This is a genomic window from Acidovorax sp. GW821-FHT10E04, from assembly GCF_059415185.1.
Genome location: NZ_JBWKMT010000002.1, coordinates 734,557 through 756,119, shown reverse-complemented (window position 1 = coordinate 756,119; position 21,563 = coordinate 734,557). Strand labels below are relative to the sequence as shown.

Here is a 21,563-nt window from a genome sequence, read left to right as displayed (position 1 = left end):
ACTGCCGCATCGATATCAAGAAGGCAGATGCCTTCCAAATTCTTCCGGCAACGCCGGTTTCAAGCCCTTGAGCACTTCGGCCAGCAACGGTGCCCCCTGCGACTCCTGCCACCACGGCGCTTCTCGCAGGGGCGTGAGTCCGGCCACCACGGCCACCGCCAGCAGCAGCATCGCCCCCCGCAGCACCCCGAAAACGGCCCCCAGCGTGCGGTCCGCCGGACGCAGGCCGATGGAGTCCACCAGCTTCTTGATCAGCCAGGTCACGAACCCGCAGGCAAATACCGACGCGACAAACACCACCACGAAACCCGCCGCATAGCGCAGCGAGCCCGCCGATTCGCCCATGGGCAGCACCGCCGCCATGTCCTCGGCAAACCACTGCGCCACGAAGAACGACACCACCCACCCCAGCAGGGACAGCACCTCGAACACCAGACCGCGCCAGGCGCCAATCAGCATCGATGCCAGCAGCACCACCACGAAAATCCAGTCCAGGGCAGCCACGGATACGCTCAGCCTGCGCGCGCCTTACAGCGACAGCACGGACGCGGACAGATCAAGAGCCTTGATCCGGGCTGCCGCCTTGTCGGCTTCGGCACGGTCGGCGAACGGCCCCACGCGAACCCGCGTGCGTTTTCCGTCCTTGGTATCCACCACCTGGGTATAGGTTTTCATGCCGGCGCGCTCCACCTTGGTGCGCGCTTCCCGGGCCTTGTCCGCGTCCGCGAAGGCACCGACCTGCACGATGAACCGGTTTTCATCGGCCTTGGCGGCAGCACCCACGGATTCCGCCGGACGGCCTTCCAGCAAGGCACGGGCGCGCGCAGCGTCGTCCGGACGCGGTGCTGCGGGCTTGTGTTCAGGCACGGGTTTGGGCTCAGGCCTGGGTTCGGGCTTTGCTTCCGGCTTGGCAGGCGTGACCGCCGCGGCCGGCCTGGATGCCGCGGGGCGCGACCCCTGCACCAGTTCCTCGCCCTCCGTCAGGCCATTGCCGGCCACGTTGCCACGTGCGGGGGGGGCCGGACGCTGGGCAGGCGCCTCCGCAGTCGTGGGTGTCGCAGGCCTGGGCGCTGGCGCTTCGGCCACGGGCCCGGGCACCACCAGGGGAGCGACCTTGTTGCGGTCCGGAATTTCGATGGGAATGTCCACCGGAATCGGGCGGGGCTGCGTGTCGAACAGCATCGGAAATCCGATCACCCCGATCAGCACCAGGACGGCCGCGCCGATCAGCCGGTGGCGGGCACGCCGGCGCATCACTTCGATGCTCTCGGCCTGCGGGGTGCGCGGACGCTTGGACGGCTTTTCGGCCTGAGGTTGCTCACCGTGACCGGGCCACCGAAACTTGAAAAATGCCATGGAGTAACGACTCGTGCGGACCTTATGCGCCCAGATGTTTGGCGTGCAGGCGAGGTGTTCCATTGATCAGCACACCGCCCACCGTGTAAAACGAGCCAAAGACCACGATTCTATCAGCGGGGTCCGCCGCGGCGACTGCCGCCTGCAGGGCATCCATGGGGTCCGGGTGCAAGGTCGAGGTGACGTCGCGGCGCCCGCCCGCCACCATCTGCACGGCATTCCATTTCTGCTGCAGCACGGCGGCCGTCTCGGCCCGGGGCGTGGGCAGATTGGTGAAGTACCAGCGGTCGATCAGCGGCCCTACCTTGGCCAGCATGGGGGCCAGGTCCTTGTCGGCCATGGCCCCGAAGACCGCGTGGGTCGTGGGAAAGAAGCCCATGGCGTCCAGATTGGCCGTGAGCGCGGCCACGGAGTGCGGGTTGTGCGCCACGTCCAGCACCAGCGTGGGCTGGCCAGGCACGATCTGGAACCGTCCCGGCAACTCCACCATGGCCAGGCCATTGCGCACCGCCTGGGCCGTCACCGGCAGGCGTTCGCGCAGGGCTTCCAGCGCGGCCAGCACGCCCGAGGCATTGATCAGCTGGTTCGCGCCACGCAGCGATGGATAGGCCAGCCCCGCGTAGCGGCGACCCCGGCCGGCCCAGTTCCACTGCAGCTTGTCGCCCGAGAAATTGAAATCCTTGCCGAACCGCCACAGATCAGCCCCGATTTCGAGGGCGTGGTCGGCGATGCTCTGCGGCGCCATGGGGTCGCTCACGATCACCGGGCGCCCCGTGCGCATGATGCCGGCCTTTTCCCGGCCGATGCTCTCGCGGTCCGGCCCGAGGAACTCGGTGTGGTCGATGTCGATGCTGGTGATGACGGCGCAATCGGCATCAATGATGTTGGTGGCATCCAGCCGCCCCCCGAGGCCCACTTCAAGGATGGCCACATCCAGCCGGGAATGGCTCATCAGGCGCAGGATGGCCAGCGTGGTGAATTCGAAGTAAGTAAGGGAGACTTCATCGCCATTTTGGGTCCTGGCGCTTTCCACAGCTTCGAAATGCGCTATCAGGTCCGAAGCAGGAATGATCTCGCCATGCACACGGCACCGTTCCTCGAAATGCACGAGGTGGGGCGATGTGTACACCCCGGTGCGGTAGCCCGCCTGCAGGGCCACGGCTTCCAGCATGGCGCAGGTGGAGCCTTTTCCATTGGTGCCCGCCACGGTGACCACGGGGCAGTCGAACCGCAAGGCCATCCGGCGCGCCACTTCACGGACGCGGTCCAGGCCCATCTCGATATTGCGGGGGTGAAGCTGTTCGCAGTGGCGAAGCCAGCCTTCCAGGGTGTGGATTTTGGTATGCATACAGGGCGGGATTGTCGCCCAGGCCGCAATTGGCGGATGATGCGCGGCATGACAACCTCACACATCACCGTCTACGGCATTCCCAACTGCGACACCGTCAAGAAATCCCGCGCCTGGTTCACGGAACAGGGGCTGGACTACGCGTTCCATGATTTCAAGAAACAGGGCGTTCCCGCCGCCCGCCTCCCCGGCTGGATGTTGGCCGTCGGCTGGGAGAAGCTGGTCAATCGCCAGGGAACCACCTGGCGCAAGCTGGACTCGAACGTCCAGGCAGCCGTGCAAGGCGAAGACAGCGCCAGTGCCCTGATGCAGGCCCAGCCCAGCGTGATCAAGCGCCCGGTGGTCGAGTGGCAGCAGGGCGGCAAGACCCACATCTCGGTGGGTTTTGCCCCCGATCTGTGGCAAACCTGGATGGAACGGCCTGCGGCCGCGTGAATCAAGCGCACAGACCGGGGAAATTGCACAAATCTTTACGCAGATTTACGGCGACCAGGCCCTGGATTGACCTTGCCGGCCTAAACTTTTCCACAGTCTGGTGCGTTATGTACCGACCCGAAAGGAGTTTCTCCATGAAAAAGATCGTCATTTTTTCCGCCATGGCGGCCATCGCCACCATGGCCAGCGCGCAGGAGCAGGGCCGCGTGCTCTCCGCCACCCCCGTCGTGCAGCAGGTCGCCACGCCGCAGCAGGTGTGCGGCAATGAAACGGTGTACAGCGGCAACCGCACCAGCGGCGCTGGCGCCGTGATGGGCGCCATTGCCGGTGGCGCCGCCGGCAATGCCATCGGCAAAGGCAGCGGCCGTGCCGCCGCCACCGCCATCGGCGTGCTGGGCGGTGCCGTGCTGGGCAACCAGATCGAAGGCGGACAGCCCCAGTACCAGAACGTGCAGCGTTGCACCACCGAGACGTACTACGAAAATCGCACGGTCGGCTACGACGTGGTCTATGAGTACGCCGGGCGCCAGTACACCACCCGCACCCAGACGGATCCGGGCCGCTGGATTCCCTTGAGCGTGCAGCCCGCGGGCCAGACCTACTCCACGCAGCCCGACCCGTACGCTTCGCAAGGCGTGTACAGCCAGCCTGGCGTGGTGACCTCCACCTATCCCGCGCAACCGGTGTACCAGCAGCCCACCTATGTGACGCCGCCCGTCACCGTGATCGAATACGGCTACGACAGCCGCCCGTACTACCCGCACCACCGCAATCCCTACTGGCGCTGAGCCCCTGGCGCCAGCCATCGCAAAGAGCCCTTCGGGGCTCTTTTGCTTGGGCGATCTGCGGGCGGGGGGGTTTTTAGTGGGGCCCCGCCGGCCAGGCCGCCGCCCCCCTGCCCTAAAATCGCGGGTTTCCTCCAACCTTATCCAGCGCACCCATGACCACCGAAAAAATCGACGGCGTGTCCGTCACCACCCAGGCCAATGTGTACTTTGACGGCAAGTGCGTGAGCCACGGCATCACCTTCCCCGATGGCACGAAGAAGTCGGTGGGCGTGGTGCTGCCCGCGACACTCACTTTCAACACCGGCGCGCCGGAAATCATGGAATGCGTGGCGGGCTCGTGCGAGTACAAGCTGGCGGGCACCGACAACTGGGTGAAGTCCTCCGCTGGCGAGAAGTTCAGCGTGCCAGGCAACTCCAAGTTCGACATCCGCGTGACCGAGGCCTACCACTACATCTGCCATTTCGGCTGAACCGGCATTTCCATCGACAAGAACAACGGACGACCGCACATGGCCACCATTCTCCAAAACCTGCCCCTGGGGCAAAAAGTCGGCATCGCCTTCTCGGGCGGCCTGGACACCAGCGCAGCCCTGCACTGGATGAAGCTCAAGGGCGCCGTGCCCTACGCCTACACCGCCAACCTGGGCCAGCCCGACGAACCCGACTACGACGCCATCCCCCGCAAGGCGATGGAGTACGGCGCCGAGAAGGCCCGCCTGGTCGACTGCCGCACGCAGCTGGCCCACGAAGGCATCGCCGCGCTGCAGGCCGGCGCCTTCCACATCTCCACCGGTGGCCTGACCTACTTCAACACCACGCCGCTGGGCCGTGCCGTGACCGGCACCATGCTCGTGGCGGCGATGAAGGAAGACGACGTCAACATCTGGGGCGATGGCTCGACCTTCAAGGGCAACGACATCGAGCGCTTCTACCGCTACGGCCTGCTCACCAACCCCTCGCTCAAGATCTACAAGCCCTGGCTGGACCAGCTGTTCATCGACGAGCTGGGCGGCCGCGCCGAGATGTCGGCGTTCATGACCCAGGCCGGATTCGGCTACAAGATGAGCGCCGAGAAGGCCTACAGCACCGACAGCAACATGCTGGGCGCCACGCACGAGGCCAAGGACCTGGAGTTCCTGTCCAGCGGCATCCGCATCGTGAACCCCATCATGGGCGTCGCGTTCTGGAAGGACGAAGTGACCGTCAAAGCCGAGGAAGTCTCGGTGCGCTTTGAAGAAGGCCAGCCCGTGGCCCTCAACGGCGTGGAGTTCAACGACCCGGTGGAACTGATCCTCGAAGCCAACCGCATCGGCGGGCGCCACGGCCTGGGCATGAGCGACCAGATCGAGAACCGCATCATCGAAGCCAAGAGCCGCGGCATCTACGAGGCCCCGGGCCTGGCGCTGCTGCACATCGCCTACGAGCGCCTTGTGACCGGCATCCACAACGAAGACACCATCGAGCAGTACCGCATGAACGGCCTGAAGCTGGGCCGCCTGCTGTACCAGGGCCGCTGGTTCGACCCGCAGGCCATCATGCTGCGCGAGACCGCCCAGCGCTGGGTGGCGCGCGCCGTGACCGGCACCGTGACGCTGGAGCTGCGCCGTGGCAACGACTACTCGCTGCTCAACACCGAATCGCCCAACCTGACCTACGCACCCGAGCGCCTGTCGATGGAAAAGGTGGAAGACGCGCCGTTCAGCCCGCTGGACCGCATCGGCCAGCTGACCATGCGCAACCTGGACATCTCGGACACCCGCGACAAGCTGGGCGTGTACTCGCGCGCCGGCCTGCTGTCGCTGGGTGGCAATGCGGCACTGGCGCAGCTGGAAAACGACCGCAAGTGATGATGCTGGCAAGGGCGCGGGCGGCCGGGAACGCGCCCGCCCCCAGTACCCTGCCTAACAGGCACAAAAACATGCCCTGCCGCTGGACAGGCAAGCGCGATAAGCTATCAAATAAATAGCAAAGCCACCGATCAGGTGGCTTTTTTTTATGCGGCTCCGGCTGCCGGTGTTCTGGCGGACTCCGGGTGCCTGTGCAGAAGGCTATACCACCACGGGCTCGGGCTCCAGCCTGATGCCGAAGCGCTCGTACACGCTGGTCTGGATGGCCTTGGCCAGGGTCATCACCTCGCCGCCGGTCACGCTGTCGGCACCCCGCCCCCGGTTGACCAGCACGAGGGCCTGCTTTTCATACACGCCGGCCTTGCCGATGGACTTGCCCTTCCAGCCGCAGGCATCGATCAGCCAGCCCGCGGCCAGCTTGATGCTGCCGTCGGGCATGGGGTAGTGCACGATGCGCGGCTCGCGCGCGATGATGTCGGCGCACTGGTCCGGCGACACCGTGGGGTTCTTGAAGAAACTGCCCGCATTGCCCACCACGGCCGGATCGGGCAGCTTGGCGCGGCGGATGTCGCAGACCCAGCCGAAGATCTGCCGCGCCGTGGGATGCTCCACGCCCTCTTCCATGCGGCGGCGCTCCAGGTCGAGGTAGCCCAGCACCGGCTTCCAGGGCTTGGGCAGGCGAAAGCGCACATGGGTGATCACCGCCCGGCCCTCCAGGCCCATGCCGCGCGGCAACCCACCCGCATCCAGTGCCTCCGACGGCGCATGCTTGAACACCGAATCCCGGTAGCCAAAGCCGCACTGGGCGGCATCCAGCGTGAACGTCCGGCCCGTGGCCAGGTCCATCGCGTCCAGCGACTCGAAGCGGTCCTGCAGTTCCACGCCATACGCGCCGATGTTCTGCACGGGCGCAGCCCCCACGGTGCCCGGGATCAGCGCCAGATTCTCCAGGCCCGCGTAGCCCTGCTCCAGCGTCCAGGCCACGCAGTCGTGCCAGACCTCGCCCGCGCCCGCCTCCACGATCCAGGCCTTGGGCGTGTCCTCCACCAGGCGCAGGCCCTTGATCTCCATCTTGAGCACGACGGGTTTCACATCGCCCGTCAGGATGATGTTGCTGCCACCGCCCAGGACGAATTTGGGCGCCGCGGCCAGATCGGAATCGTTCAGCACGGCCAGCACATCGGCCGCCGAGCGCACGCGCACCAGGGTTTGGGCACGCGCAGCGATGCCAAAGGTGTTCCAGGGCTGCAAAGGGGCGTTTTTCTCGACTACCATTGGCCCGATTGTCGCACCGGGCCCTTCCGGCCCCCTGCGAATTGCACCGTTTCCCCTGAGATTGAGAGCCACCATGCCATCTTTTGACACCGTCTGCGAAGCCAACCTCGTCGAAGTGAAAAACGCGGTCGAGAACACCGCCAAGGAAATCGCCACCCGCTTCGACTTCAAGGGCACTTCGGCCAGCATCGAGATCAAGGACAAGGACATCACGCTGATCGGCGACGCCGACTTCCAGCTCACCCAGATCGAGGACGTGCTGCGCAACAAGCTCACCAAGCGCAACGTCGATGTGCGCTTTCTCGACCTGGGCGATGTCCAGAAAATGGGTGGCGACAAGGTCAAGCAGGTCATCAAGGTGCGCAACGGCATCGAGAGCGAGCTGGCCAAGAAGATCCAGAAGCTGCTCAAGGAGAGCAAGCTCAAGGTGCAGGGCGCCATCCAGGAAGACAAGGTGCGCGTGACCGGCGCCAAGCGCGACGACCTGCAGGCGGCCATGGCGCTCATCCGCAAGGACGTGACCGACGTGCCCCTGTCCTTCGACAACTTCCGCGACTGAGATGGAGCACCCCCTGAGTCGCTTCGCGCCTTCCCCCTCCAGGGGGACGACGCCCTCGCTGCGGGGCGGCCCTGGCTTGGCGTCCCTCACCTGGGCCGCGCCAGTTCCGAGGTACGGGGGAGGCGCACAGCGCCATCGACGAATGACGATCCACTCCTTTGCCCTGGCCGCGCTGGTTGCTCTGTGCTTGGCCCCGTCCTGGGCCCATGCGCAGGCGGTGGCGCTGGCGGGCATGCTGGGCAGCAAGGCCTTGCTGGTGGTGGATGCCAACCCACCCAAGGCGGTGGGTGCTGGGGATGAGTACCAGGGCGTCAAGGTCATTACCGTCACCAAAGAAGAAGCCACCATCGAAGTCAATGGCACGCGCCGCACCCTGCGGCTGGGCGAGGCCCCCGTGAGCGTGGGCAGCCGGGGAGGCAGCGGCAAGCGCATTGTGCTGATGGCCGACAGCCGCGGGCATTTCGTCAACAGCGGCACGATCAACGGCCGCGTGATGCAGTACATGGTCGACACGGGCGCCTCCACCGTGGCCATCGGGCGGCCCGACGCGGAACGGATGGGCTTGAACTACCAGAGCGGCCAGCCCGTGCGCATGAGCACCGCGAACGGAGTGGCGCAAGGGTGGCGCATGAAGCTCGACTCGGTGCGCATCGGCGACGTCGAGGTGTTCGGGGTCGAAGCCGTCATCACCTCGCAGGCCATGCCCTACGTGCTGCTGGGCAACAGCTTCCTGACCGAGTTCCAGATGACCCGCATCAACGACCAGATGGTGCTGGAAAAGCGCAACTGAGCCCCCGACGCGCACCGCCATGTCCGTCCACCATCACGCCGGCCACCACCACCACGCCGAAGGCGAATACGAGGACCTGCTGAGCCTGTGGGCGGACCTGGAGTCCGCGCTGTCGGTGCTGCTGTCCCGCCCGCTGCAGGTGCAGGACTTCGCCGCCAAGGTGCGCCAGTTCGATGGCTGGCTGCAAGACCTGGTGGCGCACGATATCGACGCCGCCCTGTACCTGATGTTCCAGCTGGCCTCCACGTCCACCGTGGGCTACAGCGCCTCCCACGCCCTGGTGTGCGGCACGCTATGCCACATCATGGCGCATGAACTGGAGCTGCCCGCGCGCGAGCGCGACAGCCTGGTGCGCGCGGCCTTGACCATGAACATCGGCATGACCGCCCTGCAGGACGAACTGGCCGAGCAGCGCGAGCGCCCCACCACGGCCCAGCAGGAGGCCATCAAGAGCCACCCGCTGGAAAGCCAGGCGCTGCTGGAGCGCCTGTTCATCAATGACGCGCTCTGGCTGGACGTGGTCGGGCAGCACCACGCCAGCATTGCCGACCGTGTGCCGCTGGCCCAGCAAGAGCCCGAAGACCGCCTCACCCGCGTCCTGAGCACCATTGACCGCTACGCGGCCATGATCAGCCCGCGCAAGTCGCGCGCAGGCCGCAGCGCGACCGATTCGGTGCGCGCCCTCGTGGGCCAGGAAGTGGACCAGCGCGATGAAGTGAGCTACACCCTGGTGCGCTCCATCGGGCTGTGCCCGCCAGGCACCTTCGTGAAGCTCGACAACGGCGAGACGGCCATCGTGCTGCGCCGCAGCGAAAAGGCCAACCACCCTTTGGTGGCAAGCCTGCTGGACCGCAGCGGCCACCACCACGCCCAGCCCAGCCTGTACCAGACAGCCAGCGGAAAACCCCGCATCCAGTCCGCGCTGGCCCGCTCCGCCGTGGGGCTGGAGCTCAACCACCGCACCATGGTGCGCCTGGGACTGTATGCGGCACAGCACAGCGCGGGGCTGCGGGGACTCATCACCGGGCCAGGGTCCCTCTGACTCCGATGAAAAACCGGGTGGGGCCATGCAAAAAAAAGGCGGCTCCCGGCCGCCTTGGTGCCCGGCAGCGGCCAGCGCCGCCCGGCCTCAGCGCTTGCCGGGTGCCGCCTCGGCTCCCGGCTTGGCCTTCTTGCTGCCCAGGCGCGACTCCTTGCCTTCGATGAGCCGCTGGATGTTCTCCTTGTGGCGCCATGCCAGCAGCACGCCCATCACGACGATGGACGCGGCAATCGTGCCTTCGGCGTACCACACCACGCCATCCACCAGCAGGTAGTACACCGGAGCGAATGCCGCGGCCACCAGCGAGGCAAGCGACGAATACCGGAAGAAGAAGGCGATGATGAGCCAGGTGACGGCCGTGGCCAGCCCCAGCCAGACGCTGATGCCCAGCAGCACGCCCAGCGCCGTGGCCACGCCCTTGCCGCCCTGGAAGCGGAAGAAAACCGGCCACAGGTGGCCCAGGAAGGCGGCCAGACCCACCATGGCCACGGTGCCGTCCTCCAGCCCGTAGGGGCGGCCGAACCACATCACCAGCGCCACGGGCAGCCAGCCCTTCAGGGCGTCGAGCAGCAGCGTCACGATGGCCGCGGCCTTGCTGCCCGACCGCAGCACATTGGTCGCCCCCGGATTCTTGCTGCCATAGGTGCGCGGGTCGCTCAGTCCCATCACGCGCGTCACGATGACGGCGAAAGAGAGCGAGCCCAGCAGGTAGGCGGCCACGGCGGCGAGAACGGGATAGACGGCGGTCAAAGCAACTCCTCGGTAATCGGATGGTTCAGCCCTTGGAGGCTGTTCAATGGCTATTCATGGGCTGTTTTTCCCGGCGGCCTATTCTGCCAGCGCGCAATGCACGGGCTTCGCCCCCAGCAGTTGCACACACACCTGCGGGTCCAACTGCACCAGAAAGCCCCTGCGCCCGCCGTTGATGGCGATGCGGGGCAAGGCGAGGATGGTCTCCTCGATGTACACCGGCATGGCGCGCCGTGTGCCGAACGGCGAAGTGCCACCCACCAGATAGCCACTGTGGCGGTTGGCCACCTCGGGGGCACAGGGCTCCACCGACTTGGCGCCGATCTGGCGTGCGAGGTTCTTGGTGGAGACCTTGCGGTTGCCGTGCATCAGCACCAGCAGCGGCTTGGCATCCTGGTCCTGCATGACCAGCGTCTTGACCACGGTGAAGGGGTCGAGCCCCAGCACCTCGGCGCTGTGCAATGCGCCTCCGTGCTCCAGATAGTCATAGGGGTGCTCGGTGAAAGCCACCTTGTTGGCCTTGAGCAACTGGGTGGCTTGGGTCTCGGAAACGTGTTCTTTCTTGGCCATGGTGCGGTGTGCGTAGGAAGCGAATGGTATCCAGTTGTGAACGCCCCTCGGCGGTCAGGGTGCGGCGGGCCGCATGGCCACCGCGGTCCTGCGCCGCCCCACCTTGCGCTTGCCGTACTGCTCGATGGCCGCCACCAGCGCCTGCGTGAACTGCTGCACCAGGGCCGACGGGACCCGCCCCTCGGCCGCCAGCACCTGCAGGCGCCGCTGCTGCAGCTGTGTTTCATCGAACGGCCTGGCCGCCAGCAGCCCGGCCTCCACCCAGCGCGCGGCCGTCAGATAGCTGGCCAGGGCCACGTCCTGGCCGCTGAGCAGCGGCAGCAGCGCCGAGGAAAAATTGCTCTCCACGGCAGGCACGTAGCGCAGGCCCTGCACCGCGCAGCTCAGGTCAAACAGCTGCCGCCCGGTGATGCTGCTGGCCCCCAGCAACAGCGGGTAGCGCACCACATCGGCCACCGACACGCTGCGCTGGCGCGCGAGCGGGTGCTGCGCCGGCATGATGGCGTAGATCGGTGCAATGGCCGAGTGCAGCAGCTGCAGCCCCTTCTCGGGAGCGACGCTGTATTTCAGCGCCAGGTCGACCTCGCCGCGCAGCGCCAGGGCCGACACCTCGTGCGGCACGGCCACCTGCAACTGCAGCTGCACCTGCGGGTGCGCCTGCCGGAAGGCCGACATCACCAGGGGCATGAAGGTGGCGGCGAAGCCCTCGGTGCAGGCCACGCGCACGCGCACCGCGCCTTGGGCCGACAGCCCCCGCAACTGCGCCATGAGCTCCACGGACTGCACGTCATGGGCGTTGGCATGCGCCAGCAGGCGGGTGCCCGCCTCGGTCAAGGCCATGCCGCGCGCCTGGCGCTCGAACAGCACCACCCCCAGGCTGTCCTCCAGCTTGCCAAGCTGGCGGCTCACGGCGGACGCGGCCACATGCAGACGCTGCGCCGCCTGGTTGACGGAGCCGGTGCGCGCCACTTCCAGAAAGTAGCGCAGGGGCAGGCTGAGCAGTGAAACGGGCATGGTGGGGCAATGAACAAAAAGAGAATGGTCAATTGCCAAATCTCTATCCATGGCAATGGTAAACCGGCGCCCATCTTGCATGGTTTAAGGCTCCAATTCACCCATGGCCGTGTGCCACAGCGGTGCCGCCTTCAAGGTGGCACCGCCTGCGCCACGGGCCCCACCTTCCGGAGTCCGCATGAAACGCCTTGTTCAAGCCTCTTTGCTGTCCGCCGCCCTGTCCTGCGCCGCCAGCCTCTCCCATGCCCAGGCGGCGGCGCCCGCCGATGCGTGGCCCCAGCGCCCGGTGCGCATGGTCGTGCCCTTTCCGCCCGGCGGCGGCACGGATGCCGTGGCCCGCGCACTGGGCCAGAAGCTGTCGGTGCGCCTGGGCAAGCCCGTGGTCATCGACAACAAGCCAGGGGCCTCCACCATCATCGGGACCGAGGCCGTGGTGCGGGCAGACCCCGACGGCTACACGCTGCTGGTGTCTGGCTCCACCAGCTACACGGTGAACCCGGCCCTGCGCAGCAAGCTGCCCTACGACCCCGCCAGGGATCTGGTGCCCGTGGCCACCGTGGCCCGCGCGCCCCTGGTGCTGGTGGTCAGCGCCACCGCGCCCTACAAGGACCTGAACGCGCTGATCGCCGCAGCCAAGGCCGCGCCCAAGGGCATTCACTACGCCACGTTCGGTTCCGGCTCGGGCCCGCACCTGGCGGGGGCGCTGCTGGAGCAGGCCGCGGGCATCAAGCTGCAGGACGTGCCCTACCGGGGCAGCAGCCAGTCGCTGATGGCCCTCATCGGCGGGGAAATCCAGCTCGGCATCGACACCGTGGCCGCCGCCGCGCCGCAGGTGAAGGCCGGCAAGCTGCGCGCGCTGGCGATTGCGGGCAAATCGCGCTCGAGCATGCTGCCCGGCGTGCCCACGGTGGAAGAACTGAAGCTGCCCGATGCGGTGTTCGACGCCTGGTATGCCATTGCCGCACCCGCCAGGACACCGGCGGCCATCATCAGGAAGCTGGTGGCTGACGTGGAGGCCGTGACCCGCGACAGCGGCATGCAGGAGCAGATGCGCGCCCAGGGCATGGAACCCGTGCACCTGGGGCCCGCGGCCACGCGCGCCGTGATCGACGACGAGATCGGCCGCTACCGTGCGCTGGCCCACCGCGCGCAGATCGTGGTGGAGTGAAGCTGACACAAGGAGAACACGATGAACCGAGAGCAACTGATCCAGAACGTCCAGCGCTACTTCGACGACGGCCGCTTTGCCGGCGACCTGCGCCGCCGCGTGGCCTGGCGCACCGAGAGCGACACCGGCAAGGTGCCGCCTGAACTGCGCACCTACCTCACCGACGAAATGGTGCCGTGGCTTGCGCCCCTGGGCTTCGAATGCCAGGTGCTGGACAATCCCTCGCCCCTGGGCGGGCCCTTCCTCATCGCCCGGCGCGTGGAAGACCCGGCCCTGCCGACCGTGCTGACCTACGGGCACGGCGACGTGGTCAATGGCCAGGAGAGCAACTGGCGCGAAGGCCTCTCGCCCTGGGAACTGACCATCGAGGGCGAGCGCTGGTATGGCCGTGGCACCGCCGACAACAAGGGCCAGCACACGGTGAGCCTGGCGGCCCTGGCCCACGCCATCGAGGCGCGCGGCGGCCGGCTGGGCTACAACGTGACCTTGATCATGGAGATGGGCGAAGAGGCCGGCTCGCCCGGCCTGGGCGCGTTCTGCGAGCAGCACAGCGACGCGCTGAAGGCCGACCTGTTCGTCGCCAGCGACGGCCCGCGCGTGAATGCGGGCCACCCCACCCTCTTCCTGGGCTCGCGCGGCGCGATCAACTTCTCGCTCACCGTGCGCAGCCGCGACAAGGCCTATCACTCGGGCAACTGGGGTGGCGTGCTGGCCAATCCGGCCACCGTGCTCACGCACGCGCTGGCCACGCTCGTCGATGCCAAAGGCCGCATCCTCGTCAAGGGCCTGCTGCCGCCCGCGGTGCCCGGCAAGCTGCGCACCGCCCTCAAGGATGTGGTGATCGGCGCAGGCGCCGACGACCCCGCGCTCACGCCCGGCTGGGGCGAGCCGGGCCTCACGCCGGCCGAGCAGTTGGTGGGCTGGAACACGCTCGAAGTGCTGGCCCTGGGCGCGGGCTCTCCCCAGCGCCCGGTCAATGCCATTCCGTCCGGTGCGGTGGCGCACTGCCAGCTGCGCTTCGTGGTGGGCACCGACTGGCGCAACGTCGAGCGCACGCTGCGCGAACACCTGGACGCCCGTGGCTTCACCGACGTGGCCATCGGCATGGGCATGGTGTGCGGCGCCACGCGGCTGGACCTGCACAACCCCTGGGTGGACTGGACGCTGGCATCGCTGCAGGCCAGCGCGGGCCAGCGCGCCACGCTGCTGCCCAACCTGGCGGGCTCGCTGCCCAACGACATCTTCGCCGACCAGCTGGGCCTGCCCACGTTGTGGGTGCCGCATTCGTACCCGGCCTGTGCCCAGCACGCGCCCAACGAGCATCTGCTGGCCTCCGTGGCGCGCGAAGGGCTGGCGGTGATGGCGGGCTTGTTCTGGGACCTGGGCGAGGCCCAAGGCGTGCCGTGGAAAGCCGGCGCGCTGAGCACACCAGAAGCCCCGGCGACGGCGTGAGCTACTGGCCGCGACCCATTGCGCGTGGCCTGAAAAACTGGCGCGGCCCCAGGCGAGAGACACCAGGCAAGGGCCGCCCCGCAGCGAGGGTGTCGTCCCCCTTCAAGGGGGAAGGCGCCGCAGGCGACTCAGGGGGAGCCCTTACAGTGCCGGGTCGCGCACTTCCCAGCGGATCGCGTCGATCGCCTGCAGCACCTCGGGCGGCAGCTGGGTGCCCCAGGCGTTCAGGTCTTCGTCGAGCTGCGCCACCGACGTGACGCCGATGATCGTGCTGGCCACCTGCCACTTGGTGTAGCAGAACGCCAGCGCCATCTGGGTGGGCGTGAGGCCGTTGTCGCGGGCCAGCTGGTTGTATCGGCGCGCGGCGGCCAGCGCCTCGGGGCGACCCCAGCGCTGCTTGCGCACGGATTCGTACGTGGCGATGCGCGCACCCTGCGGGGCACCCGGGCCGGTGAGGCCGCTGCCGTCGTACTTGCCCGTCAGCAGGCCAAAGCCCAGGGGCGAATACGCCAGCAGCCCGACATTCAAGCGATGGCAGGTTTCATCCAGGCCGTTTTCCCAGGTCCGGTTGATCAGGCAATACGGGTTCTGCACCGTGGCCACGCGCGGCAGGCCGTGCTGCTCGGCCAGGCGCACGAACTCGTGCACGCCATAGGGTGTTTCGTTCGACAGGCCGATGTGGCGCACCTTGCCGGCCTTGACCAGGCCCGCCAGCGCGTCGAGCTGCTCGCGGATGGGGTTCTGCGACGTTTCCTTGGCCGGGTCGTAGTACAGGTTGCCAAAGGCAGGCACGTGGCGCTCGGGCCAGTGGATCTGATAGAGATCGATCACGTCGGTCTGCAGGCGGCGCAGGCTGCCCTCGCACGACGCCACGATGTCGGCGGCGGCCATGCCCTTGCCTTCGCGCACCCAGGGCATCCCGCGCGAAGGACCCGCCACCTTGGTGGCCACCACCAGCTTCTGGCGCGCGCCGGGGTTCCGGGCAAACCAGTTGCCGATGATGGTTTCGGTGGCGCCAAAGGTCTCGGCCCTGGCGGGCACCGAGTACATCTCGGCCGTGTCGATGAAGTTCACGCCACGGTCGAGCGAGCGCGCCAGGATGGCGTGCGAATCGGCTTCACCCACCTGCTCGCCAAAGGTCATGGTGCCCAGACAGATGGGAGTGACCTGCAGATCGCTGGTGCCGAGTTGGATTTTTTGCATGGGAAGAAGGAGTACGGGCAAACGAAGGACTGCGCAGAATAATGGATTTCGCCGTGCTCTGCAGGCCGCCTCGCCATGCCCGAAGGCCCCTGCCCCGCCATCCCGCGCGAGCTGGCTGCCGCCCTTGCCGGCGGGGCGATCGAGGGCTCCGACCACAACACGCCCATCGGCAAGGACCGTCCGGGTCCACCCGCAAGTCCACCGCATCGCCGCTGAGCCACCAGCCGCGCAGGCGACACCGAGGGCGGCAAGCATCCGGCCGCCCCATTACCATCCGGGGGCACCCGCAGGCCCTGGGCTTTGCGGGACTTTCCTGCCGCCCCACTTCGCGCCGCCGCCCATGTACACCCCGCTCAAGCCCTCCCGCAGCAGCACGCTGCCCCTGCGCCACCTGAACTACCACGTCCGCCACTGGGGCCCCGAGGACAGCGCGCTGCCCACCCTCGTCCTGCTGCACGGCTGGATGGACGTGAGCGCGTCCTACCAGTTCACGGTGGACGCGCTGCGGCAGGAGCGCCGCATCATCGCGCCCGACTGGCGCGGCTTCGGCCTGACCTCCGCCGCCCAGGCCGACCACTACTTCTTTGCCGACTACCTGGCCGACCTGGACCTGCTGCTGGACCACTGTGCACCCGGCGAAGCCATCGACCTCGTGGGCCACAGCATGGGCGGCAACATCGCCATGATGTACGCGGGCGTGCGGCCCGAGCGCATCCGCCGCCTCGTCAACCTGGAGGGCTTCGGCATGCCCGCCTCGCGGCCCGAGCAGGCGCCCAGGCGCTATGCGCAGTGGATCGACGAGCTCAAGCAGCTGCGCAGCGGCGAACTGGCCCTCAAGACCTACGACAGCCAGGACGGCGTGGCCCGCCGCCTCATGAAGACCAACCCGCGCCTGTCCGAAGACAAGGCCCGGTGGCTGGCCGGCCACTGGGCCCGGCCCAACGCGCAGGGCCAATGGGAAATCCTGGGCGACCCGGCCCACAAGATCACCAGCGCGCAGCTCTACCGGCTGGACGAGGCGCTCGCGCTGTACGGCCGCATCTCCGCGCCCGTGCTGGCCGTGGAGGCCAGCGACGACAGCCTGGGCCAGTGGTGGAAAGGCAAGTACAGCCTGGAGGAATACCACCAGCGCCTGACCCATGTGCGCGATGTGCGCACCGCCGTCGTGCAGGACGCCGGGCACATGCTGCACCACGACCAGCCCGGGCAGGTGGCACAGCTCATCGAGCAGTTTCTCGCCCCCTCCTGAGCAGCCTTCAAGCAAAAATGGCCTCCAGCGCTTATCCATCAAGCGCTGGCAGCTATCATTTTTGAAAGACCCGGCATCCGATGGCGCCACCACGGGCCAAGGCGGCCCGGGCGGGCGGCCCGCCTGGGGGCTTTGCCGGGGCGCGGTGCCGTCCCATGAGAAAATCGCTGGTTATTCCACAGAACACACAGGACAAGAATCATGGACGCAGAACGCATCAACCTCATCGGCACCACCCTCGGCGACCTGGCCCTGCGCACGCAAGAGTTACGGAGGTATCTTTGACTTCGATGCCAAATTCGAACGCCTGCGCACGGTAAACGCGTCGCTGGAAGACCCTTCGGTCTGGAATGATCCCAAGAAGGCCCAGGAGCTGGGCAAGGAACAGAAGTCGCTGAACTCCGTCGTGCTCACGCTCGACAAGCTCACGCGCGAGCTGGCAGACAACACCGAGCTCTATGAAATGAGCAAGGAAGAAGGCGACGAACCCGGCCTCCTGACCATCGAGGCCGAGACGGCCAAGCTGCGCCCGCTCATCGAAGAGCTGGAGTTCCGCCGCATGTTCAGCAACGAGGCCGACCCGCTCAACTGCTTTGTGGACATCCAGGCCGGCGCCGGCGGCACCGAGGCCTGCGACTGGGCCAGCATGCTGCTGCGCCAGTACCTCAAGTACGCCGAGCGCAAGGGCTTCAAGACCACCGTCGAGGAAGAAACCCCGGGCGACGTGGCGGGCATCAAGAGCGCCACGATCAAGGTCGAGGGCGAATACGCCTACGGCCTGCTGCGCACCGAAACCGGCGTGCACCGACTGGTGCGCAAGAGCCCGTTCGACTCGTCGGGCGGCCGCCACACCAGCTTCGCCAGCCTGTTCGTCTACCCCGAGATCGATGACTCGATCCAGATCGACATCAATCCGGCCGACGTGCGCACCGACACCTACCGCGCCTCCGGCGCGGGTGGGCAGCACATCAACAAGACCGACTCGGCCGTGCGCCTCACGCACATCCCCACCGGGATCGTGGTGCAGTGCCAGGACGGCCGCAGCCAGCACGGCAACCGCGACATCGCGTGGCAGCGACTGCGCTCGCGCCTGTACGACCACGAGATGCGCAAGCGCCAGGAAGAACAGCAAAAGCTCGAGGACACCAAGACCGACGTGGGCTGGGGCCACCAGATCCGCAGCTACGTGCTGGACAACAGCCGCATCAAGGACCTGCGCACCAACGTCGAGATCTCGGCCACGCAGAAGGTGCTGGACGGCGATCTGGACGCGTTCATCGAAGCCAGCCTGAAGCAGGGCGTGTGATGCACGCCGAGGCCATCATCTTCGACATGGACGGCACCATGATCGACTCCATGCCCTGGCACGCCAAGGCCTGGGTCGAATTCACCCGGCGCCGCGGCATGGACATCGACGTGCCCGATCTCATGGCGCGCACCACGGGCCGCAACGGCACCGAGTGCATCCGCGAGTTGCTGGGCCGCGATGTGCCGCAGGATGAGGCCGACGCGCTCACCCGCGAGAAGGAAGACATCTACCGCGCGCTGTTCGGGCCCCGCTTCACCGAAGTGGCGGGCTTTCGCCGCTTTGCCGCGCAGCTCGGCGAACGCGGCCTGAAAGTGGCCGTGGGCACCGCCGGCGATATCCACAACGTGCAGTTCGCGATGACACGCCTGGGCCTGGAGCCCGCGCCCCTGGCCATCGTGCGCGGCGACGAAGGCCTGCCCGGCAAACCCCAGCCCGCGATCTTCCTGGAGGCGGCGCGCCGCATCGGCGCCAGCCCCGCACACTGCATCGTCTTCGAGGATGCGCCTTTCGGCATCGAAGCCGCGCGCCGCGCGGGCATGCGCGCCGTGGCGATCTGCAGCACGCACAGCGCGCAGGAACTGGCCGGACCCCACGTGCTGGCCGCCGTGCGCGACTACACCGAACTCATGAACACCGACTTTCTGGAGAGCCTCCATGTTGCAACTGCATAAAGCCGACGGAAGCGGAGAAGGCGCCGGCCCGGCCGTCGCCATCCGCCGCGAGGACTACACCGCGCCTGCCTACTGGATCGACAGCGTCGAGCTCACGTTCGACCTGGACCCCGCCAAGACCCGCGTGCTCAACCGCATGCTGCTGCGCCGCAACCCCGAGGTGGCCGAGCAGCCGCTCAAGCTCGACGGCGAGGACCTGAACCTGGCGCGCGTGCTGGTCAACGGCCAGGGCACCTCGTTCAAGATGGAGGGCTCGCGCCTGGTGCTGGAGAACCTGCCCACGGGCACGGACGCCTTCGCGCTCGAGATCTTCACCACCTGCTGCCCCGCCAAGAACACGCACCTGATGGGCCTGTACGTGAGCCAGGGCACGTTCTTCACGCAGTGCGAGGCCGAGGGCTTTCGCCGCATCACCTACTTCCTGGACCGCCCGGACGTGATGGCCAGCTACACCGTCACCCTGCGCGCCGACAAGGCCCAGTACCCGGTGCTGCTGTCCAACGGCAACCTGGTGGACAGCGGCGACCTGGAGGACGGCCGCCACTTCGCCAAGTGGGTGGACCCGCACAAGAAGCCCTGCTACCTGTTCGCCCTGGTGGCGGGCAAGCTGGTGGCCCGCGAGCAGAAGATCAAGAGCCGTTCGGGCACCGAGCACCTGCTGCAGGTGTACGTGCGCCCCGGCGACCTGGGCAAGACCGAACACGCCATGAATTCGCTGATGTACAGCGTGGCCTGGGACGAAGCCCGCTTCGGCCTGCCGCTGGACCTGGAGCGCTTCATGATCGTCGCCACCAGCGACTTCAACATGGGCGCCATGGAGAACAAGGGCCTGAACATCTTCAACACGAAGTACGTTCTGGCCAGCGAGGCCACGGCCACCGACACCGACTTCGCCAACATCGAAAGCGTGGTGGGCCACGAATACTTCCACAACTGGACCGGCAACCGCGTGACCTGCCGCGACTGGTTCCAGCTGAGCCTGAAGGAAGGCCTGACCGTCTTTCGCGACCAGGAATTCAGCCAGGACCTGGCGGGCAGCCCCTCGGCCCGCGCCGTCAAGCGCATCGAGGACGTGCGCGTGCTGCGCACCGCCCAGTTCCCCGAGGACGCGGGCCCCATGGCCCACCCGGTGCGCCCCGACAGCTACGTCGAGATCAACAACTTCTACACCGTCACCATCTACGAAAAGGGTGCCGAGGTGGTGCGCATGATGCACACCTTGGTGGGCCGCGACGGCTTCGCCAGGGGCATGAAGCTGTACTTCGAGCGCCACGACGGCCAGGCCGTGACCTGCGACGACTTCGCCCAGGCCATCGCCGATGCCAACCCCGCGAGCGACCTGGCACGCCTGCTGCCCCAGTTCAAGCGCTGGTACAGCCAGGCAGGCACGCCGCGCGTGCGGGCCACGGGCCGCTACGACGCCGCCACGCGCTGCTATGCGCTCACGCTGTCGCAAAGCTGCGCCCCCACGCCCGGCCAGCCCGCCAAGGAACCCTTCGTCATCCCCGTGGAGCTGGGCCTGCTCGGCGACAGCGGCGCCCCCCTGCCCCTTCACTTGGCGGGCGAAGGCGCCGCGCAGGCAGCCTCGCGCGTGGTGGTGCTGACCGAAGCCTCGCAGACGCTGACCTTCACGGACCTGGACAGCGAACCCGTGCCCTCGCTGCTGCGCAACTTCAGCGCGCCCGTGGTGCTGGACATCGACTACACCGATGCCCAGCTGCTCACCTTGCTGGCGCACGATGCCGACGCCTTCAACCGCTGGGAAGCGGGCCAGCGCCTGGCACTGCGCATTGCTATCAATGCAATAGCTGACAGCGCACAACAGACAAGCGCTGGGGGCCATTTTGATCACCAGATCCTGCCGGCCGCGTTTGTGGAAGCGATGCGCGCGGTGCTGCGCAACCCCCTGCTGGATGCAGCCTTCAAGGAACTCGTGCTCACCCTGCCGTCCGAGACCTACATCGCCGAGCAGCTCGATGTGGTGGACCCGCAGCGCATCCACGCCGTGCGCGAAGCCATGCGCGAACAGCTGGCCCTGTCGCTGCAGGCGGACTGGGAGTCGGCCTGGGAGCAGAACCAGGACACCGGCGGCTACAGCCCCGATCCTGTCTCTTCGGGCCGCCGCGCGCTCAGCGGGCTGGCGCTGCACATGCTGTGCATCGCCGCCCAGAAGACGGGCGATGTGGTCTGGCCCGGCAAGGCCTACCAGCGCTTCAAGGTGGCCAGCAACATGACGGACCGCTTCAACGCACTGACCGCCCTGGTGGCCAGCGGCAGTGAACTGGCGGCCCTTGCCCTGGCACGCTTCCATGCGCTGTTCAAGGACGAACCCCTGGTCATCGACAAGTGGTTCGCGCTGCAGGCCGGCGCGCCGGACCGTGGCGGCAACGTGCTGCCCGCCGTGCGCCAGCTCATGCAGCACCCTGACTTCAGCCTGAAGAACCCGAACCGCGCGCGCAGCGTGATCTTCAGCTACTGCAGCGCCAACCCCGGCGCCTTCCACCGCGCAGACGCGGCGGGCTACGTGTTCTGGAGCGACCGCGTGATCGAGCTGGACGCCATCAATCCCCAGGTGGCCGCACGCCTGGCCCGGGCCCTGGACCGCTGGAAGAAGCTCGCAGACCCCTGGCGCACCTCCGCGCGCGAAGCCATCGCCCGTGTTGCCGCCAGGCCCGCGCTCTCCAACGACGTGCGCGAGGTCGTGACCCGTGCACTCGCCGAATAAACCACGACCAAG

The 21,563-nt window shown here is 67.3% G+C and carries 21 protein-coding genes; 13 read left to right on the top strand and 8 right to left on the bottom strand.

The genetic code is table 11. From position 1 onward, the window contains the following. Nucleotides 1-15: 15 nt before the first annotated feature. The 3 genes from AC07OC_RS08550 to folC are packed head-to-tail and all read right to left on the bottom strand — an operon-like array spanning nucleotide 16 to nucleotide 2,704. Nucleotides 16-504, bottom strand: a complete 489-nt coding sequence (locus AC07OC_RS08550; protein ID WP_218338765.1) for a CvpA family protein — start codon at nucleotides 502-504, stop codon at nucleotides 16-18. Between the two features lie 24 nt (nucleotides 505-528). Then, nucleotides 529-1,356: an SPOR domain-containing protein gene (locus AC07OC_RS08545; RefSeq protein WP_218338766.1), complete on the bottom strand. Its 828-nt coding sequence runs from the start codon at nucleotides 1,354-1,356 to the stop codon at nucleotides 529-531. A 22-nt stretch (nucleotides 1,357-1,378) separates the two neighbouring features. After that, nucleotides 1,379-2,704 (bottom strand): bifunctional tetrahydrofolate synthase/dihydrofolate synthase, encoded by a 1,326-nt coding sequence (gene folC / locus AC07OC_RS08540; protein WP_218297512.1) that lies wholly within the window; start codon nucleotides 2,702-2,704, stop codon nucleotides 1,379-1,381. Between the two features lie 48 nt (nucleotides 2,705-2,752). Between folC and AC07OC_RS08535 the strand changes: the two genes are divergently transcribed. The 4 genes from AC07OC_RS08535 (at nucleotide 2,753) to argG (ending at nucleotide 5,774) form a co-directional block, all read left to right on the top strand. Next, nucleotides 2,753-3,139 carry an arsenate reductase gene (locus AC07OC_RS08535; RefSeq protein WP_218338767.1) on the top strand — a complete coding sequence of 129 codons (387 nt, stop codon included), beginning with the start codon at nucleotides 2,753-2,755 and terminating at the stop codon, nucleotides 3,137-3,139. Nucleotides 3,140-3,273: 134 nt separating this feature from the next. Then, a complete protein-coding gene (locus tag AC07OC_RS08530; protein WP_218297514.1) occupies nucleotides 3,274-3,927 on the top strand; it encodes a glycine zipper 2TM domain-containing protein in 654 nt (217 codons plus the stop codon). 152 nt (nucleotides 3,928-4,079) lie between these two features. Next, on the top strand, nucleotides 4,080-4,397 hold the full coding sequence (gene ppnP / locus AC07OC_RS08525) for a pyrimidine/purine nucleoside phosphorylase (protein ID WP_218297515.1): 318 nt from the start codon (nucleotides 4,080-4,082) through the stop codon (nucleotides 4,395-4,397). Nucleotides 4,398-4,436: 39 nt separating this feature from the next. After that, on the top strand, nucleotides 4,437-5,774 hold the full coding sequence (argG, locus tag AC07OC_RS08520) for an argininosuccinate synthase (protein WP_218297516.1): 1,338 nt from the start codon (nucleotides 4,437-4,439) through the stop codon (nucleotides 5,772-5,774). A 201-nt stretch (nucleotides 5,775-5,975) separates the two neighbouring features. Here the strand turns inward: argG and murB are convergent, their stop codons facing one another. Then, the gene (gene murB, locus AC07OC_RS08515) at nucleotides 5,976-7,049 is read right to left on the bottom strand and encodes a UDP-N-acetylmuramate dehydrogenase (RefSeq protein ID WP_218338768.1); all 1,074 of its coding nucleotides are present in this window, start codon (nucleotides 7,047-7,049) and stop codon (nucleotides 5,976-5,978) included. A gap of 73 nt (nucleotides 7,050-7,122) precedes the next feature. Here murB and AC07OC_RS08510 point away from each other — a divergent pair, with 73 nt between their 5' ends. The 3 genes from AC07OC_RS08510 (at nucleotide 7,123) to AC07OC_RS08500 (ending at nucleotide 9,440) form a co-directional block, all read left to right on the top strand. After that, nucleotides 7,123-7,608, top strand: coding sequence for a YajQ family cyclic di-GMP-binding protein (locus tag AC07OC_RS08510; protein WP_218297518.1), 486 nt, complete (start codon nucleotides 7,123-7,125; stop codon nucleotides 7,606-7,608). 142 nt (nucleotides 7,609-7,750) lie between these two features. Next, the gene (locus AC07OC_RS08505) at nucleotides 7,751-8,398 is read left to right on the top strand and encodes a retropepsin-like aspartic protease family protein (RefSeq protein ID WP_218297519.1); all 648 of its coding nucleotides are present in this window, start codon (nucleotides 7,751-7,753) and stop codon (nucleotides 8,396-8,398) included. Between the two features lie 19 nt (nucleotides 8,399-8,417). Beyond that, complete coding sequence (locus AC07OC_RS08500) at nucleotides 8,418-9,440, top strand: HD-GYP domain-containing protein (protein ID WP_218338769.1); 1,023 nt, start codon at nucleotides 8,418-8,420, stop codon at nucleotides 9,438-9,440. 87 nt (nucleotides 9,441-9,527) lie between these two features. Here AC07OC_RS08500 and plsY read toward each other — a convergent pair whose 3' ends face one another. The 3 genes from plsY to AC07OC_RS08485 all read right to left on the bottom strand — a co-directional run bounded on the left by plsY (nucleotide 9,528) and on the right by AC07OC_RS08485 (nucleotide 11,774). Beyond that, nucleotides 9,528-10,190, bottom strand: a complete 663-nt coding sequence (gene plsY / locus AC07OC_RS08495; RefSeq protein ID WP_218297521.1) for a glycerol-3-phosphate 1-O-acyltransferase PlsY — start codon at nucleotides 10,188-10,190, stop codon at nucleotides 9,528-9,530. A 78-nt stretch (nucleotides 10,191-10,268) separates the two neighbouring features. After that, on the bottom strand, nucleotides 10,269-10,760 hold the full coding sequence (locus AC07OC_RS08490; RefSeq protein WP_218338770.1) for an aminoacyl-tRNA deacylase: 492 nt from the start codon (nucleotides 10,758-10,760) through the stop codon (nucleotides 10,269-10,271). Nucleotides 10,761-10,814: 54 nt separating this feature from the next. Further along, nucleotides 10,815-11,774 carry a LysR family transcriptional regulator gene (locus tag AC07OC_RS08485; protein WP_492255220.1) on the bottom strand — a complete coding sequence of 320 codons (960 nt, stop codon included), beginning with the start codon at nucleotides 11,772-11,774 and terminating at the stop codon, nucleotides 10,815-10,817. 178 nt (nucleotides 11,775-11,952) lie between these two features. Between AC07OC_RS08485 and AC07OC_RS08480 the strand changes: the two genes are divergently transcribed. Continuing rightward, nucleotides 11,953-12,942, top strand: a complete 990-nt coding sequence (locus AC07OC_RS08480) for a Bug family tripartite tricarboxylate transporter substrate binding protein (RefSeq protein WP_218338772.1) — start codon at nucleotides 11,953-11,955, stop codon at nucleotides 12,940-12,942. 21 nt (nucleotides 12,943-12,963) lie between these two features. Beyond that, entirely contained in the window at nucleotides 12,964-14,394 is a 1,431-nt protein-coding gene (locus AC07OC_RS08475) for a M20 family metallopeptidase (RefSeq protein ID WP_218297525.1), read from the top strand. 141 nt (nucleotides 14,395-14,535) lie between these two features. Here AC07OC_RS08475 and AC07OC_RS08470 read toward each other — a convergent pair whose 3' ends face one another. After that, complete coding sequence (locus AC07OC_RS08470) at nucleotides 14,536-15,597, bottom strand: aldo/keto reductase (protein ID WP_218297526.1); 1,062 nt, start codon at nucleotides 15,595-15,597, stop codon at nucleotides 14,536-14,538. 340 nt (nucleotides 15,598-15,937) lie between these two features. On the opposite strand from AC07OC_RS08470, the gene AC07OC_RS08465 reads away from it, so the two are divergent. From AC07OC_RS08465 to pepN, 4 genes are all read left to right on the top strand, one after another. Further along, nucleotides 15,938-16,846, top strand: a complete 909-nt coding sequence (locus AC07OC_RS08465; RefSeq protein ID WP_218338773.1) for an alpha/beta fold hydrolase — start codon at nucleotides 15,938-15,940, stop codon at nucleotides 16,844-16,846. 201 nt (nucleotides 16,847-17,047) lie between these two features. Further along, nucleotides 17,048-18,152, top strand: a protein-coding gene (prfB, locus tag AC07OC_RS08460; RefSeq protein ID WP_218297528.1) for a peptide chain release factor 2 whose coding sequence is annotated in 2 segments (ribosomal slippage) — nucleotides 17,048-17,128 and nucleotides 17,130-18,152 — 1,104 coding nt in all. Because the reading frame shifts where the segments join, the coding sequence is not laid out codon by codon here. Beyond that, entirely contained in the window at nucleotides 18,152-18,826 is a 675-nt protein-coding gene (locus AC07OC_RS08455; RefSeq protein WP_494600819.1) for an HAD family hydrolase, read from the top strand. Before prfB ends, AC07OC_RS08455 begins: the two co-directional genes overlap by 1 nt. After that, entirely contained in the window at nucleotides 18,810-21,551 is a 2,742-nt protein-coding gene (pepN, locus tag AC07OC_RS08450) for an aminopeptidase N (protein ID WP_218338774.1), read from the top strand. The genes AC07OC_RS08455 and pepN overlap by 17 nt, the downstream gene beginning before the upstream one ends. Nucleotides 21,552-21,563: the final 12 nt, after the last annotated feature.

Excerpts from the sequence above, each read along its gene's own strand:
- AC07OC_RS08545 (WP_218338766.1), bottom strand. The coding sequence starts at position 1,356 with ATGGCATTTTTCAAGTTTCGGTGGCCCGGTCACGGTGAGCAACCTCAG.
- folC (WP_218297512.1), bottom strand. The coding sequence starts at position 2,704 with ATGCATACCAAAATCCACACCCTGGAAGGCTGGCTTCGCCACTGCGAA.
- AC07OC_RS08535 (WP_218338767.1), top strand. The coding sequence starts at position 2,753 with ATGACAACCTCACACATCACCGTCTACGGCATTCCCAACTGCGACACC.
- AC07OC_RS08530 (WP_218297514.1), top strand. The coding sequence starts at position 3,274 with ATGAAAAAGATCGTCATTTTTTCCGCCATGGCGGCCATCGCCACCATG.
- ppnP (WP_218297515.1), top strand. The coding sequence starts at position 4,080 with ATGACCACCGAAAAAATCGACGGCGTGTCCGTCACCACCCAGGCCAAT.
- argG (WP_218297516.1), top strand. The coding sequence starts at position 4,437 with ATGGCCACCATTCTCCAAAACCTGCCCCTGGGGCAAAAAGTCGGCATC.
- murB (WP_218338768.1), bottom strand. The coding sequence starts at position 7,049 with ATGGTAGTCGAGAAAAACGCCCCTTTGCAGCCCTGGAACACCTTTGGC.
- AC07OC_RS08510 (WP_218297518.1), top strand. The coding sequence starts at position 7,123 with ATGCCATCTTTTGACACCGTCTGCGAAGCCAACCTCGTCGAAGTGAAA.
- AC07OC_RS08505 (WP_218297519.1), top strand. The coding sequence starts at position 7,751 with ATGACGATCCACTCCTTTGCCCTGGCCGCGCTGGTTGCTCTGTGCTTG.
- AC07OC_RS08500 (WP_218338769.1), top strand. The coding sequence starts at position 8,418 with ATGTCCGTCCACCATCACGCCGGCCACCACCACCACGCCGAAGGCGAA.
- AC07OC_RS08490 (WP_218338770.1), bottom strand. The coding sequence starts at position 10,760 with ATGGCCAAGAAAGAACACGTTTCCGAGACCCAAGCCACCCAGTTGCTC.
- AC07OC_RS08485 (WP_492255220.1), bottom strand. The coding sequence starts at position 11,774 with ATGCCCGTTTCACTGCTCAGCCTGCCCCTGCGCTACTTTCTGGAAGTG.
- AC07OC_RS08480 (WP_218338772.1), top strand. The coding sequence starts at position 11,953 with ATGAAACGCCTTGTTCAAGCCTCTTTGCTGTCCGCCGCCCTGTCCTGC.
- AC07OC_RS08475 (WP_218297525.1), top strand. The coding sequence starts at position 12,964 with ATGAACCGAGAGCAACTGATCCAGAACGTCCAGCGCTACTTCGACGAC.
- AC07OC_RS08470 (WP_218297526.1), bottom strand. The coding sequence starts at position 15,597 with ATGCAAAAAATCCAACTCGGCACCAGCGATCTGCAGGTCACTCCCATC.
- AC07OC_RS08465 (WP_218338773.1), top strand. The coding sequence starts at position 15,938 with ATGTACACCCCGCTCAAGCCCTCCCGCAGCAGCACGCTGCCCCTGCGC.
- AC07OC_RS08455 (WP_494600819.1), top strand. The coding sequence starts at position 18,152 with ATGCACGCCGAGGCCATCATCTTCGACATGGACGGCACCATGATCGAC.
- pepN (WP_218338774.1), top strand. The coding sequence starts at position 18,810 with ATGTTGCAACTGCATAAAGCCGACGGAAGCGGAGAAGGCGCCGGCCCG.